The 13,536-nt window shown below is 58.9% G+C and carries 13 protein-coding genes and 5 pseudogenes; 11 read left to right on the top strand and 7 right to left on the bottom strand.

Annotated elements, in window-relative coordinates; all coding sequences use genetic code 11:
- Positions 1–101: 101 nt before the first annotated feature.
- The 4 genes and pseudogenes from QN224_RS30180 to traR all read left to right on the top strand — a co-directional run.
- Positions 102–236: pseudogene (locus tag QN224_RS30180) on the top strand (S-formylglutathione hydrolase); the annotation flags it as partial.
- A gap of 70 nt (positions 237–306) precedes the next feature.
- Entirely contained in the window at positions 307–879 is a 573-nt protein-coding gene (gene gfa / locus QN224_RS30185) for an S-(hydroxymethyl)glutathione synthase (protein WP_283979679.1), read from the top strand.
- A gap of 309 nt (positions 880–1,188) precedes the next feature.
- Positions 1,189–1,463, top strand: a pseudogene (locus QN224_RS30190) (MFS transporter); the annotation flags it as partial.
- Between the two features lie 477 nt (positions 1,464–1,940).
- Positions 1,941–2,645 (top strand): transcriptional regulator TraR, encoded by a 705-nt coding sequence (gene traR / locus QN224_RS30195; protein WP_283979680.1) that lies wholly within the window; start codon positions 1,941–1,943, stop codon positions 2,643–2,645.
- A 3-nt stretch (positions 2,646–2,648) separates the two neighbouring features.
- Here the strand turns inward: traR and QN224_RS34150 are convergent, their stop codons facing one another.
- Both QN224_RS34150 and QN224_RS30200 read right to left on the bottom strand, forming a co-directional pair.
- Complete coding sequence (locus QN224_RS34150) at positions 2,649–2,741, bottom strand: transcriptional repressor TraM (RefSeq protein WP_369292623.1); 93 nt, start codon at positions 2,739–2,741, stop codon at positions 2,649–2,651.
- On the bottom strand, positions 2,708–3,391 hold the full coding sequence (locus QN224_RS30200) for a TraH family protein (protein ID WP_283979681.1): 684 nt from the start codon (positions 3,389–3,391) through the stop codon (positions 2,708–2,710). The genes QN224_RS34150 and QN224_RS30200 overlap by 34 nt, the downstream gene beginning before the upstream one ends.
- A 32-nt stretch (positions 3,392–3,423) precedes the next feature.
- Here QN224_RS30200 and QN224_RS30205 point away from each other — a divergent pair.
- Together QN224_RS30205 and QN224_RS30210 are read left to right on the top strand one after the other, a co-directional pair.
- Positions 3,424–3,934 (top strand): annotated as a pseudogene (locus tag QN224_RS30205) (type IV secretory system conjugative DNA transfer family protein); the annotation flags it as partial.
- On the top strand, positions 3,928–4,377 hold the full coding sequence (locus QN224_RS30210; RefSeq protein ID WP_283979718.1) for a hypothetical protein: 450 nt from the start codon (positions 3,928–3,930) through the stop codon (positions 4,375–4,377). The pseudogene QN224_RS30205 and the gene QN224_RS30210, both read left to right, overlap by 7 nt.
- Positions 4,378–4,675: 298 nt before the next feature.
- Here the strand turns inward: QN224_RS30210 and QN224_RS30215 are convergent, their stop codons facing one another.
- From QN224_RS30215 to QN224_RS30240, 5 genes and pseudogenes are all read right to left on the bottom strand, one after another.
- Positions 4,676–5,218, bottom strand: a complete 543-nt coding sequence (locus QN224_RS30215; RefSeq protein ID WP_283979682.1) for a hypothetical protein — start codon at positions 5,216–5,218, stop codon at positions 4,676–4,678.
- A 303-nt stretch (positions 5,219–5,521) separates the two neighbouring features.
- Positions 5,522–6,082: a hypothetical protein gene (locus QN224_RS30220; RefSeq protein ID WP_283979683.1), complete on the bottom strand. Its 561-nt coding sequence runs from the start codon at positions 6,080–6,082 to the stop codon at positions 5,522–5,524.
- A 108-nt stretch (positions 6,083–6,190) separates the two neighbouring features.
- Positions 6,191–9,153: pseudogene (locus QN224_RS30230) on the bottom strand (TrlF family AAA-like ATPase).
- Between the two features lie 55 nt (positions 9,154–9,208).
- Positions 9,209–9,562, bottom strand: a complete 354-nt coding sequence (locus tag QN224_RS30235) for a hypothetical protein (RefSeq protein WP_283979685.1) — start codon at positions 9,560–9,562, stop codon at positions 9,209–9,211.
- Positions 9,552–10,085, bottom strand: a complete 534-nt coding sequence (locus tag QN224_RS30240) for a Shedu anti-phage system protein SduA domain-containing protein (RefSeq protein WP_283979686.1) — start codon at positions 10,083–10,085, stop codon at positions 9,552–9,554. The genes QN224_RS30235 and QN224_RS30240 overlap by 11 nt, the downstream gene beginning before the upstream one ends.
- 331 nt (positions 10,086–10,416) lie before the next feature.
- Between QN224_RS30240 and QN224_RS30245 the strand changes: the two genes are divergently transcribed.
- The 5 genes and pseudogenes from QN224_RS30245 (at position 10,417) to trbL (ending at position 13,519) form a co-directional block, all read left to right on the top strand.
- Entirely contained in the window at positions 10,417–11,010 is a 594-nt protein-coding gene (locus QN224_RS30245; protein WP_283979687.1) for a DUF6088 family protein, read from the top strand.
- Positions 11,003–12,040, top strand: a complete 1,038-nt coding sequence (locus QN224_RS30250) for a nucleotidyl transferase AbiEii/AbiGii toxin family protein (protein WP_283979688.1) — start codon at positions 11,003–11,005, stop codon at positions 12,038–12,040. Before QN224_RS30245 ends, QN224_RS30250 begins: the two co-directional genes overlap by 8 nt.
- A pseudogene (locus QN224_RS30255) lies at positions 12,031–12,120 on the top strand (DUF2749 domain-containing protein); the annotation flags it as partial. The gene QN224_RS30250 and the pseudogene QN224_RS30255, both read left to right, overlap by 10 nt.
- Positions 12,117–12,338, top strand: a complete 222-nt coding sequence (gene trbK / locus QN224_RS30260; RefSeq protein WP_283979689.1) for an entry exclusion protein TrbK — start codon at positions 12,117–12,119, stop codon at positions 12,336–12,338. The pseudogene QN224_RS30255 and the gene trbK, both read left to right, overlap by 4 nt.
- Positions 12,332–13,519 carry a P-type conjugative transfer protein TrbL gene (gene trbL, locus QN224_RS30265; RefSeq protein ID WP_283979690.1) on the top strand — a complete coding sequence of 396 codons (1,188 nt, stop codon included), beginning with the start codon at positions 12,332–12,334 and terminating at the stop codon, positions 13,517–13,519. Before trbK ends, trbL begins: the two co-directional genes overlap by 7 nt.
- Positions 13,520–13,536: the final 17 nt, after the last annotated feature.

A 13,536-nucleotide genomic window follows, 5' to 3' on the forward strand; every position in this document is an offset into this window, starting at 1 on the left:
CTTCAACTTCCTCAAGGCCGCCGCAGCCTGACCGACGCGTCCGTCTGAAAGCGATCAGTTGCAAGGGCCGTCAACGTGCGGGGAAATGAGCGCTTACGAACGAGCTGAAGGCGGCGTGCGACACCGCCGGGATTTCGCTTAGCCTCAGGATGCAGGAGGGCTACGGCCACTCCTACAGCTTCATCTCGACTTTCATGGACGATCATCTGCGCTGGCACGCCCAGAGGCTGGCGTAGAAGGCTGAAGAGAGAATAACAGCTCGGTCACGGCATTCGGCCGTGACCCAGGAGGAAGGGAGAAACCTCAATGACGAGCATATCAATACATCCCACCGTCGACTCCGGATACCGGGCGACCGATGCATCCTTTTCCGGAGGCACCCTAGTCTGCAATTGCGCAAGCAACCCGGTGAAGGTTGGTATCAAGGGCGACATCGCGCACAACCATGCCTGCGGCTGCACGAAATACTGGAAGCCGGAAGGTGCGGTATTCTCTGTGGTCGCTGTCGCTCCGACAGAGAATGTCGAAGTTCTGGAGAACAGCGACAAGCTTGCGGTCGTGGATCCGTCTGCGCTGATCCAGCGCCATGCCTGCAAGGAATGCGGCGTCCATATGTACGGACCTGTCGAGCGCGATCATCCCTTCAAGGGACTGTCGTTCGTTCATCCCGAGCGTTTCGAGGGGAAGGGGTGGGCCGCACCCGGCTTCGCAGCGTTCGTGTCGTCGATTATCGAAAGCGGATATGATCCAGCCAATATGGATGCCGTGCGCGCCCGTCTGAAGGAACAGGGCCTGGAGCCTTATGATTGCCTCAACCCGGCGCTGATGGACTACATCGCTACCTGGACAGCCAAGAACAAAGGCGTGCTGGCAGTGTGATGCCTCCAGCGAGATTTTTAGATCGATTGCTGGAGGCAAAGACTCAACGTGAGTGGCTCTTCTCTTTCAAGGCAAGTGGACCTTTCTTCGAACAGCGCTCTCCATCATTAATTGCCTTCCCAGATATTTTGGAAGTTGCACTTCCGGCCTCTTTTACTATCTGCGGAAAGCCTTAGTCGATTCACATACTTCGACCTCCCAAGGCTGGTTGCTGTCGCCGAACTTGTTCGGCGACAGCAACTCGCGTGCACATGTCGCGTCAATGGTGGCTTATGTTCGGTGCCTAACTGGGGCGAAGTTAGAAACAATATGCGGTTCGAAGATCCAGCTCAGTCCACGCGAACGACTTTTGCTCCACTGCAGAATGCGGTATTGCGTGCGATCTGGGGCTCCACTCAAATTGCTAACCTTGCATGGCTCGTGCAAACGGTCGCCATTAGTTGGCTCATGGCGACAATTTCGGCTGCCGATCTGATGGTCGCGCTGGTGCAGGCTTCCACGACCTTGCCGGCCTTCAAACTCTCCATCATCTCCGGAGCCGTCGCGGATGATTTTTTAGCCGCCGGTCCGTAATGATGGCTGGCCTTTCGACCGATCGCCGCAAAGACTGCCTACAGAATAAGCTTGCGATCGAGCGGACGACGGACGCGATCCGGTCCCGGAGCCAATCGTTAGCGCGTGTCTGGCGTCCTTAAGGGTGCTCGAGATGAGTGATTGCGAATTATCAGAATTCTTCCGGCTGGCCTTGACGCTCCCACTTGCGCGCGACCCTCGAAGCCGCGGTGACCGTCGTCGACTCGGTTCGAGGCAGCGACTCTGTGATCCGGCCATATGTGAGGTGAAACGATCAAGGTTTCAGCGTCCATGTCTTTGATGATGCAAAAACGTTGGCAAAGCGAGGAATGAATATCAATTATCTTAAATATGCCGAGCGAATTCGCGTACGAGTTTCCGATCGCGACGACGGGTCGCGGCCCGGTAACGGGGGCAAAATAGCCGCAGCTTAATCCAGCGACGCAGGATCGCGGTCAAGCAGTTCATAAATTGATGGAGTAATTCGAATGCAACATTGGCTGGATAGGCTGACTGATCTCGCTGCCATTCCCGGCGACGAATACATGCTGAAGCAGGCTCTGGAGACCGTTACCGAAACGACCGGTTTTGGCGGCTACGCCTATCTCAACGTCCAGCCGAGCCACTCGAGCGCGCTCTCCAATTACCATCCTGAATGGCAAGCCGAATATTTCAGGCGCAAGTTCAACAGGCTCGACCCGGTTATCAAGCGCGCGCTGACATTGAAGCGGGCCTTCGTCTGGAGCGGTGAGCGGGACAAACCGCGGCTTTCTGCGGACGAGCAGTCATTCTTCTCGCTCGCAGCAGATTTTGGCATCCGGTCGGGCATCACAATTCCCGTTAGAATCGCCCACGGCGCGCTGGCCATGTTCACGCTTACTTCGTCGAAACAGACAATGGACATCGATCGTGAGATTGACCCGGTCTCGGCGGCCGGCGCTATCGCGCAGCTTCATACGCGTATTCAACTTTCTGACGCGACCCCAAGCGCCGAGGAACGGCTGCGCCTCGATCCCAAAGGAGCGACCTATATCAGCTGGATCGCGGATGGCAAGACAATGGAGGAGGTCGCCGATCTCGAGGGCGTCAAGTACAACAGCGTGCGCGTCAAAATCGAGCATGCCCGAAAGCGCTTTAACGTCCACACGATCGCGCATCTGACTGCTCTTGCCATCCGAAAGAAGCTGATCTGACGATCAGTTCACAGTCACTTTCGGGATATAGCCAAGGATGGTGACCAGCGTGCTCAACGCGCTCATCTGCGCATGCATTTCGATGCTGGCTTCGATGTATTTAAGATGCTGGGCGCCGCCTGTCGCTCTGCCTTCCTGGATCGACACGGATGCTGGCCTTGTTCGGATCGGCGTCGGGCAGACGATCTTCCACTGGTTCGCTTTCGATCCAATGGGCTCGGCACGCTTACCTTCTCAGCAATGGTCTTGTCACCCCGAACACCAACAGGTGTGTCAGCCTCAGCCTTGTCAGGGTCCGGTGTCCCGAACACGGCTTTCCCCTCGAAAATCCCGGACTGCCAGGCAATGATCGCATCTTCCAACACCTGGCGCTCGGCCTCCTCGCCAGTCGGGTTGCCGTACCACTTGAGGACGACCCGGTAGACCTTGGCGAACAGTGCCGTGCCCATGCGCAGGTTTGCACATGCATCGACGAGCTCCGGCTTCAATTCTCCCGCCTCGAGCACGCCGAGACCAGCGGGATATTGAGTGATGCCGACGCGCACGACGTTTCGGCCGATATTCTGGCGGATCAGATCCATGGCCGCTTCCGGCGTGGCGGGCTTCGGCACAAGAACGACGCGTTTTCCCGAGCGGACCGTGACGGTCAACGGGTAATCGGATCCGGCCGCTGCGATGAACTTCTCGACGATAGCGGGTTTGAGCCCCGGATCGGCGCAGGCCTTGATCAGAGCAGCATCGACCATGCTCCTTCTCCATTTCTGTCACGTGTTGAATGCGGTAATTCCCCGACGCTGGCGGAATCGTCGTCGGCGAGCGTTCGACCGCGACAGCGTGGCGGCGATGCCATTCCGGGCCGACGATCCACACAGCTGGGGTGCAGGCGGCAGGGCGCCGCTCCTGTGCTTTGACGGCTCGTTCGGCTCGTCGCACGGCATCGTCTTCGCCGGTTCCGGCGGTTTCAAAACCACCTCAGTGACGATCCCGACCGCGCTCAAATGGGGCGGCGGCCTGGTCGTGCTCGACCCGTCGAGCGAGGTTGCGCCGATGGTCGCCGATCACCGGCGCAAGGCCGGCCGCAGGGTGATCGCGCTTGATCCCGCCGATCCGGCAAGCGGTTTCAACGCGCTTGACTGGATCGGGAAGTTCGGTGGCACAAAGGAGGAGGACATCGTCGCGGTCGCGACCTGGATCATGACCGACAATGCGCGCACCACCTCGGCCCGCGACGACTTCTTCCGCGCCTCGGCCATGCAGCTTCTGACGGCGCTGATGCCGATGTTTGCCTGAAGTCGACGACATCCGTTGGCACGTCTTTTCGCAACGATATCCGATCAGGGGCAAGGTTGGCGCCGGAGGTCAAGGTCAGATATTCGAGTTTCTCTGCCTGGTGCGCCGTCTCCGGGAACATGCTTTCGTCAAACGTTGGACCTGTTGGGGAGCTCATATTCCCTCGGACGCGTTCGAAGCCCTCGCAACTGGAGAGAGTTATCCGGCAAGCATGCTGCGGCATCATTCGGAAGATCCTTGGTGGGATGATTTCGCGGACACCTCTTATCGTATCGATAGCGAGTCTGCTGCATTTCGCGCGGACTTGAAGTCTGCCGTTTCGTCGGCTCGAGTTGTGGCCAACAGTTATCGAGATGCACGAAACATAGCTCAGGTCATCGCGCGCTGCTGGAATGGGCTTTTTTGCCTGTCGACCAATAAAGACGAATGCCGGATCAAATAACCCAGCCCCCTCCCGTCGGAGAGGCTATATTTGAACCTAACCCCGACCTAATCGCGAACTTGCATGACGATCTTCATTCCGGGCGTCATGGCGGTGCGAATGCCGAGGTCGTTATCGTCCATCGCCGCGCAATCTGACGCGCGAAGTCCAAGGCGCCTGGTGGCCCTTACAGAAATCGGGAGCCGGTTTCGTGCCGCAACGGCATCCAATCCGACGATACCGTGGAGTTGCTGTAGCCCAATCGTGTGAGCAAAATGCTTTTCGTAGCACGAGCTAGGGGCAGACCTCGCGGCGCGCGCTATGCCGACGCGACAGCCCAGTTTTCAAATGCCGCAGCAACAAGTGCAGGACCGGTGGCTCTCCGCTCGCGTTTCGATCTCTCTATAGCCCTGTCTATGAAGTCCGTAATGCTCGCGCCCGGCGCACGGGCAATATCGTCGACAACGCGCGGCTGGCCCCCAACGATGCTGAACTCCCGATCATCACGCGTTAACGTCTCGATCGGCACTTCGATCAAAGCAGTGTATTGAGCCCCCGCCAGCTCCAGCGTGAGAGGCGCAAGCAGGGTACTTTGCGAATCCACGACGGCATCTTCCTCCCAGCGCGGAATGAAGAGGTTCGCACCTGGAGTTGAGCCTAGTGCCAGGAAGTCCTGGCGTTTTTCGATCCAGTCGTAGAAATCGGACAGGAGAAGTCGGGGCTTTCTCGTTCGGTTGTGCCGATCGATAGCAGATGCCATCCGCCGAAGCATGGGAGCAACCGGAATCCAGTTTTGGAACGGCCCCTCTTCACCTCCTGCCGCCGGCAATTCCAAGCTTGCGGATCCAATCTCGATCTTCAACTTTTTCTTCGAGCGCGCGAGAATCGCACCGACCTCGATCGTCGTGACCGCCTCGTCTAATCCGACAGAGCGGGATCCGTCATAGTCAAAGACGATACAAGCCGCTCGTTCTCGAAATCGAGATTAACCTCAAAGAATCTCTGGAAGAAATCGGTATCGTTGTCGAGGGGTATGCCAAACCGCCGGCGCTCGACGGTCAGATGCTCGATATCGATCTCACGCCGTTTGCCCAGGAACAGGTTGTGAATCTTATCGCGCGCATCATCGCCGGGAACAAAGAACCCGCCGCTGACCGAGCCATCTTCAAAACCGCAGGTCTGTCGTTCGCGGATCTTTGTTTCGATGTAAGTCGAATAACGACCCTGCGATCATCACATTGAGGGCGTCAGATAGTCCCTCGCCGGCGTTCCCCAGTTCAATGGCACGATCAAGGGGTACGGGAACAGTTATCTTGTGAAGCTTGCGATTGCCGCGGGACTCTTCCCGTCTGACCCGGCGCAATGTCCTATGGATAATGACCTCATCCACCGGAACGATGAGGCTACGGGTCGGCAGTCTGCTCCCGCCGCCGAATTCAAGCACGACGATGGCAGCTGGAAGATCGGCATCCACGAGATGCTTTAAGGCCGAAAGCTTGATGCGGGGCGCCTCCCCTGCCCGATCCGTCGACTTGACCTGCACGAGAAACTTCGCAAGGTCGTTTTGTCCGTCGAGCGGCCTGTCCGACGCGCGCACGGGTTCCCGTTCGAGAAGAAAATCCCAACCTAACCTGTCGACAGCGGACTTCTGGGCGCGAAACCCTTCCGGCTGGCACCAGCTGAGAAATTGGTTTTCTCCCATTGTGCCGACATCACGCTCGTCCATACACTCTCCTCTCCCGAACATCATGCGCCGAGCGGCGTTCCTAACAGCCCTCTTCGCTCCCTATGTCTCGCCGCGCTGTTAAGCGTACCTCGACCTTCGCGGCGGAATTCACCGCTCCAGCCTCACCCTCAACCGCCGCGCCCGTTCCTTGAAGGCTTCCTCGCCGCCTTCGAGAATATCGCAGACCTGCTTGCGCATGTCGGCATCTTCGAGGCCACCGGAAACATAGGTGATTGGCGGCAATTGGCCTGGGGTGTGAGTGCCAGCACTTGCAACGATGATCTGGTCCGCGTCCGTGTTTATAACGAGATTGGCATTATGCGTGACCATGATGACCTGGCGCTTCGCCTTGGCGACAATGAACAGGCTGACGAGTTCATCGAAGATGGATTTTGGATCGAGATTTTCCTCCGGCTGATCGATGATCAAGGGCCGAAGATCGCTTCCATCGAGCGCGAGATAAAGCAGCAGCAGGACAATACCGCGCGTGCCAGGTGAGAGCTTGGTAATGTCCGTGCCCTCATAATCGATCCCATACTCGATTTGAATGTGATCGGTGCTGAACAGCCACTTGGCAAACGCATGAGCCAGGCTCGGTATGCCGCCTGGTCATTGGACGCCACGTTGGCGACAGCGAGCAACTCGTCCTGCCAGGCCTCGGTAAAGCGTTGGATCGCTTCGTCAACCGCAGCGACGTCGCCTTCCTCCCAAGCCTTCCGCAGATTCGTGTTTGCCCACTGTTCGAGCGTTCCCTTGCCCTTGAAATCCCCGGCGCGGCGAAGATCGAAGAGCTTTTCGCCGAGTGAAGCCCACTGCTTCACATCGGCATGCCGTTTTGCGGAAAAGGAGAGCTTCTGCAGCGTACCCTTCGCGGCCTGAAGGCGATCAACCAACGGCTTATATAGGTCGCGCAAGATCTGTTCTTCGGCGATGATCGAACCGAACACGCGAAGGTAGGTCTCCCGCCGCTGCTTGCTCAATTCAGCCATGCGTTCCGCGGCCCCTTCGCAATCCGACAGGCTTAGGCGCGTGTTCTCGATCTGCGTATTTTCTTCCGCGATGCGCTTTACGAGGTTGCCAAACTTGGTCGATGTCTCGGTGTCGATGTTGATGAGCGCCTGTAATCGCGCTGCCTCTGCCTCAAGGACTGCGAGTGGCGATTTCTCGAGATCGGCATCCGGCGCGAGATATGATTGGTTGGGGTCGGTCAAGGGCGTTGGCGCGACACCCCGCCAGCCAGCCGCGTTCTTGCGCGCGGTGTCGATCCGGGCCGCAAGTGCTGCGTCGACATCACCATGATATTCGAGAAGGAACGCCTTCCAGTCGGCATCATCCAATCGAGCGGCAACGAAACTCGCCTTGGTCTGACGGAGCGCTTCGGGCGCCTTATTCTGCCGAAAGGCTTTCACTTCATCCTGCAGGGCAAGGAGCGAAGTTTCCTGGTTCGCGAAGAAGTGCAGGTAGGAACGTACCTTCTCGGCAGCGTTAGCGATGATGGTGAGGCGGTCGGCGCGCGCTTCGCTGCCTTTGACAATGAGCTTGTCCCGATCCGCTTCCAAGCCCTTTACGGTTTGTTCCTTTTGGGTGAGCTGCTGTTTGAGCCCCGGAATCTGCCGTCTTTTTTCACGCTCGAGACCGATCTCATCCGACAAGGTACCGATGGCCTCTTCCTCGCGCTGGCGGGCGAGACGATGGCGGGTTGCGCGGAGCTCGAGAAGCTGATCGAACCGGAATGTCCCATCCTTCTCTGGATGCGCCTCAAAGATCACGCGCTCGATCTCTCTGAGCAGGGCATCGGTTATGCCATCGGCCGAGCAAAGTTCTTCGACGAACTTCTGTGAGAGATATCGTGCCCGGGGAAACCGTCCGTCCAGTTCCGGATCGTATTCATAGTCGAGCAGGTCGCGCGACGAAGGATCGCCACTTCCCCAATCCAGCTGAACACCGGCGCCGTTCAAAAGGTCTCCGGCGCGAACGAGAAAGGAAGCGGGACTGAGATGTTCGGAGGCCGCATCGCAGCCGGCAGCGATGGCGTCAGCAAGAGCGGTTTTGCCGGATCCACGGGCGCCGATGATCGCGACCAGGCCGGGATTGAGCTCAATCGTTGGCGTCGCCGCCCAAGCGGCATCCCGAATCGTGACGCGGGAAATTACCTGCGACGGCGTCGCCCGAATGGGAGGCGCGGCGCCGACGAACGCGCGCCCTGCTGGGTCGATCACAGCTTGGCGCAACGAATCGAAATGCGCTCCGCCCTTGACCCAGGAGTAACGATCGCCATCCGGCGCGCCGATTTTCCCTGTCTCGTGGGCGTCGCTGCCGTGCAGACATGGCTTAAGAGCTCCATAGCGGGAGCGGATATCATCGGGACTGGCGCTTGCCTTTCTGCCCAGCCAGAAATCGCGTTGGGTGGCACTGCTGGCGAAGATGACGTGCGCGAACCGCTCGACCTCTTGTCTTTGAGCGCCCTCCGCCTCACCCCGCATTCCGGACGTCCCGTCATGCTCGCTGCCGGCGACAGCGATAAGAATGTTGTTTTTTGCCCAGTCGATGGCGCGATAGAGTTCTGCCAATTGTTCGAAATTGACCTTGAACTGGGTTGCCCCGCGCGCGAGCGCGGCTCGCCCCGACAGGCCAGTGTCGGTCTTCGAACCGAGGCGCGCCAGTTCGTCGGGCGTACAGGCGAACCTGTCTCCGGAATATTCAAAGGTCAGCTGTGAGAGGAACCGCTGTGTCGCGCCGATGTGATCCGGATCCTCGGGATTGACGAGAAGATGGCAGTTAACCCAGTTGCCCTTCACCGTTCCGAAAGCCAGACGCAGCTCGACATTCGGAAATACGAGATCGACGCCGGGGAGACGTCCATCGCGGTATTTCGCATCACGAACGAGCTCATAGGTATCGAGCAGATAGTAGTCGGTCACACCCAGCGCGCGGATCGCAGGCGTGGTCGCCTCGATTTTCGAAAGATATTGTTCCCAGGTGTCTGAGCCTCTGAACTGGTCATTGAGCACCGTCCCCGGAGCATGGATATGAGGCTCCCAGCGGCGCCATCGCGATCCCGAGTTTCCCAAATTACCCCCACCGTATAATCAACTGTCTCGAAATGAAGCTGGACTGGTGTTGTCGTCAGGTGGCCGATGCAGATCCCCGCCGCCGTTCTTCCGAACTCTTCAGCAGCCGAACGACGTTGGGATGCATTCCTGCTTCCTCGGCGCGTTTCCAAGCACCTTTATCCGGCCACTTCTCATTGACGATCAAAGGATAGTTCGCCAACCATGCATCCATGTCGTACCCCTCAGCCCGCAAAGCGGCTTCGACATCCGGATCTACAGAAAGATGCTCTGGCAACAGATAGGTGAACAGGTTGCTGGGTAATCCTTCGACGGAGCGGAGGCGGAAGCCAGCGCCAGTCTTCGTGAGTATCGCGCGCGCCTCGCCGAAGCCGGCACCTACTGCACGCAGGATCGTGTCATAGGTCATGACATGGATTTGTTTGTCGGCGCGCAAGGCGGCCAAGCGCTTTCGCCGGGCTTCGTTGCTGTCTTTCTCGGCTGAACGCCCGATGACCAGGACACATTCGAGCGATACGGCGTTCCGGCGGAACGAGCAGGTGTTCGAGCGAGTCCAGAACCGTTCGGCGATTTTCGTTCCAGAATTCCCGCCAAACGTCGACCTGAGCGATCGCGTCATTCATCTCCGAGGTGAAGCCGACATGCTTGCTGGATTGGGTGAAAAGCTTCTTACCTGCGTCTTCGAGCTCAACTAGAACGAGTTTCCATTCATCTGATGACTTCGTCAGATAGGCATAATCAGCAACTCGCTCCCCGATCGGGAATTTGGAAATGATGCTGTTCAGGTGAAGACGGTGGTTGAGCAAACCGGGCGTCGGCAGAAAGGTCGTATGTTGCTCGAGGAAAGCCTGGATGGCGTTCTCTTGTCGTCCGGGTTTGGAAAGCAACACCTTGAATTCTTCAATGTACTTGTCTTCTATCAGCGATTTCATAAAAGGAATGCCCCCTCTAAAGCCCGATTAAATATTTCGCGTGTACAACTGAAGTTTGCAACAGATTTCATCGCTAACGTGCCAGAGCGACGGTGCGACCAATTCGCAGCCCGGTCCATCGCAATCGAGGGAGCTAGATTTTTAGCAACCGTCTGCCCTTAGCTAACGCGTGGCTCGTAGCTTCGCGTGCAGGCTCATACTGACCAAAGTTTGAATTTTGAATACAAAATTGGTCAGTAACGGACACCTAAACGCTGGCTTGAATGTCAGAAAAAAATAGCTTATTTTCTGACACATGAAAATCGTTACGACATCGGTACCGGATCAAATCATGAGGCGCCTCCGCGCAGGCGGGCGTGGCGGCGTTTTCACGCCCAGTGACTTTCTGGACATCGCCGGGCGCGCGGCCGTCGATCAGGCGCTCTCCAGACTCGTCAAGAACGGTAAGCTCCGGCGCCTGGCGCGAGGTCTGTACGATTTTCCGAAGGTTCATCCGCAACTCGGCCCTCTCTCCCCGGCCCCAGACGATGTCGCAAAGGCATTGGCACGAGAGACAGGATCGCGGGTGCAGATTGCAGGTGCGCGCGCAGCCAATGCCCTCGGTCTTTCCACCCAGGTACCGGCAAAAAGCACCTATCTGACCGATGGCCCCTCCCGCCGTGTTGTATTGGGCAAGCGCGTGGTCGATCTGCGTCACGCATCGCCCAAGCATCTCATAGCTCCGGGGAGCGCTGCCGGCACAGTCGTACAGGCCCTTCGTCACGTTGGGGCGGTACGTGCCCGCGACGTTGCGCAGATCGCGGCGCGTCGCCTGTCGGCTAGCGATAAGAAGACGCTCGCATCCACTGCTGTCCAAGCGCCTGCCTGGATGCGGCCGACGCTCGTCTCGATCGCGAACGCAGCGTCGGGGGAGATCGATGGATAAGGTGGCTCTTCTTCCGGCCGGTGATCGGGCAGCGCTGTTTGGCGAAACGGGCGCCGCCCGAGGAGTCGCAAATACGATCATCGAAAAGGACTTCTGGGTCTGCTGGACCTTGAAGCGGCTATTCGGACTGCACGAGAAGGATGCGCCCACCCTTGTATTCAAGGGTGGCACCTCCCTCTCCAAGGCGTTTGGTGCCATACGCCGGTTTTCCGAAGATATCGACCTTTCCTTCGACCGAGCGGATCTCGGTTACACCGGTGACCGCGATCCCGAGAAAGAAGGCATCAGCAAGAAACAGGCGAACAAACTCATCGAAGCCCTTGTGAGCGACGTCGAGCAGCATATTGCCGAGAAGCTGCTTCCGGCTCTCCGGTCTGCAATCGTCGACCAACTCGGCGAGCCGATGAGAGGGGAATGGTCGCTGGAGATAGATGCCGCTGACGCGCAGACGGTGAACTTTCACTATCCCACGGCACTTGGGGGAGCCGAGTACGAGAGCATGGGGTACATCACCCCACGGGTAAAACTCGAACTCGGCGCCCGCGGAGACCCGTGGCCGACAGAGAAACGAGTGATCCGGCCCTATGCGGCAGACGACTATCCCGGCTTTTTCGAGGACCCCGACACCACCGTCGTCGTTCTCTCCGCCCGCCGCACCTTTTGGGAGAAGGCGACAGCATTGCATGCCGAGGCGCATCGCCCTGCCGAGTCCCCGACGCCGCAATATCTCTCGCGGCACTATTATGATCTCGCCATGCTGCTTGCCACGGACGAAGGCCACGCCGCCGCCACCGATGTCGAGCTTCTCGCGCAGGTCGCCAAGCACAAGGCCACCTTTTTTCGGTCCGGCTGGGCTAGTTACGACACCGCCCGTCCGGGCACGCTGCGGCTCTTGCCGGACGAGAACCGGCTGACGGATCTGCGCGCCGATTACAGGGCAATGGCCCCCATGATGTTCGATGACAGCCCGCCATCGTTCGACGAGATACTTGCGAAGGTCGCGGCTTTCCAGGAAACAACAAACAAATAGCATAGGCCCGGCGCGAAAAGTTCTTCAATGCGCCCGAGCACGATATCCGCGGTGGCCAGACGATGGAGCCACGCTGGTGAGCGCGCGTCTGATCATCGCCCTTGCGCTGGCAGGGATCGTCGGCTTCGGCACCGGAGTGAGCTGGACCAAGTGGCAAACGTCTTCGGCGCAAACGACTGGAGGCAACACCGTGCAGCCGGCATCCGACCATGCGCGGCGCGAGCATCGGGAAAAATTCTTCGGCGGCGATCCGGAGCGCAACATTCGCGGCGGTCAGGAGCTGAAACCGAGATGGTGATTGTCCGTCCATCACACAAACTGGAGCTTGCCTTCATCGCGATCGGCATTCTCCTGCTGGCGAGCGCTCCTGCGCTTGCTCAGCAGGGCCAGGTGCTGACCACGCTGGAGAACTCCGTTTCCACCGCAGTCAAGGGATGGGAAACGACGATCACCAATGCGGCGCGATCATTGTTCTGGATCCTGGCGGGGATTGAGGTTGGCATCGCAGCCGTCTGGCTGGCGATCAATGCCGCTTCGCTTGACGCCTGGTTTGCCGAACTCGCGCGCCGGATCATGTTTATCGGGTTCTTCGCCTTCATCCTCGATCAGGGTCCGACGGTCGGCGGGGCTGTCGTCGACAGCCTCTACCGGATCGGCGCCGGCGGCGGATCCGCTTCGCCGGCCAACATCTTCGACGCCGGCATCCGGGTTGCTTCGAAAATGTCGGAGCAGGCAAAGTTTGGGCTCTGGGAAGATAATTCTTTGGCGATCGCGGCGGTGTTCGCCATAGTGGTGGTGGTCGTCGCGTTCAGCCTTGTCGCGGCGATCTTCGTCGCAGTGATGGTCGAGATGTATATCGGCCTGCTTGCCGGCATGATCATGCTCGGTCTCGGCAACTCATCCTACACCAAGGATTTTGCCATTCGCTATCTCGTCTATGCCTTCTCTGTCGGCATGAAGCTGATGGCGCTGGTGACGATCTCGAAGATCGGGTCTGACATTCTCCTGGGCCTTGCCGAAAGACCTTCCACTGATACCGACCAGTTCATCAACACGCTGGCGATCGCCGGTATCTCCGTCGTCGTGTTCGTCATCGCCATGTACGTGCCGCCGATCATCCAGGGCGTGGTGCAGGGTGCGTCCGTCTCCGGCGGCACGGAGGCGATCCGCCACGGCGGGCAGGCGGCATCGTTTGCGGCGGGCGGGGCGTTTCTCGCCGGCGGTGCGGCCGGCGCGGGGTTTGCGGCCGGTCAGGCCGCGCGGTCCGCCGGATCGTCGTTTGCCGGCGCCGCCATCAGGGGCGTTGGCGACGGTATCTGGTCCGCGGGACAGGCAACCGGTTTGGCAGCCAAAGAGAAGGCGATTGGCTCTCCCGGCGCCTATGCCGGCTCGCTGCTGGGTCTCGCAAACGCCAAGCTCGACGGCAGCCGCAACGGCAATCGTGGGCACACGCCGCCTCCCGAACGCCACGATCAATGATAATCAAAAGAGGACGG

The sequence above is a fragment of the Sinorhizobium sp. 7-81 genome (assembly GCF_030124405.1).
In the GTDB taxonomy this organism is placed as follows: domain Bacteria; phylum Pseudomonadota; class Alphaproteobacteria; order Rhizobiales; family Rhizobiaceae; genus Sinorhizobium; species Sinorhizobium psoraleae.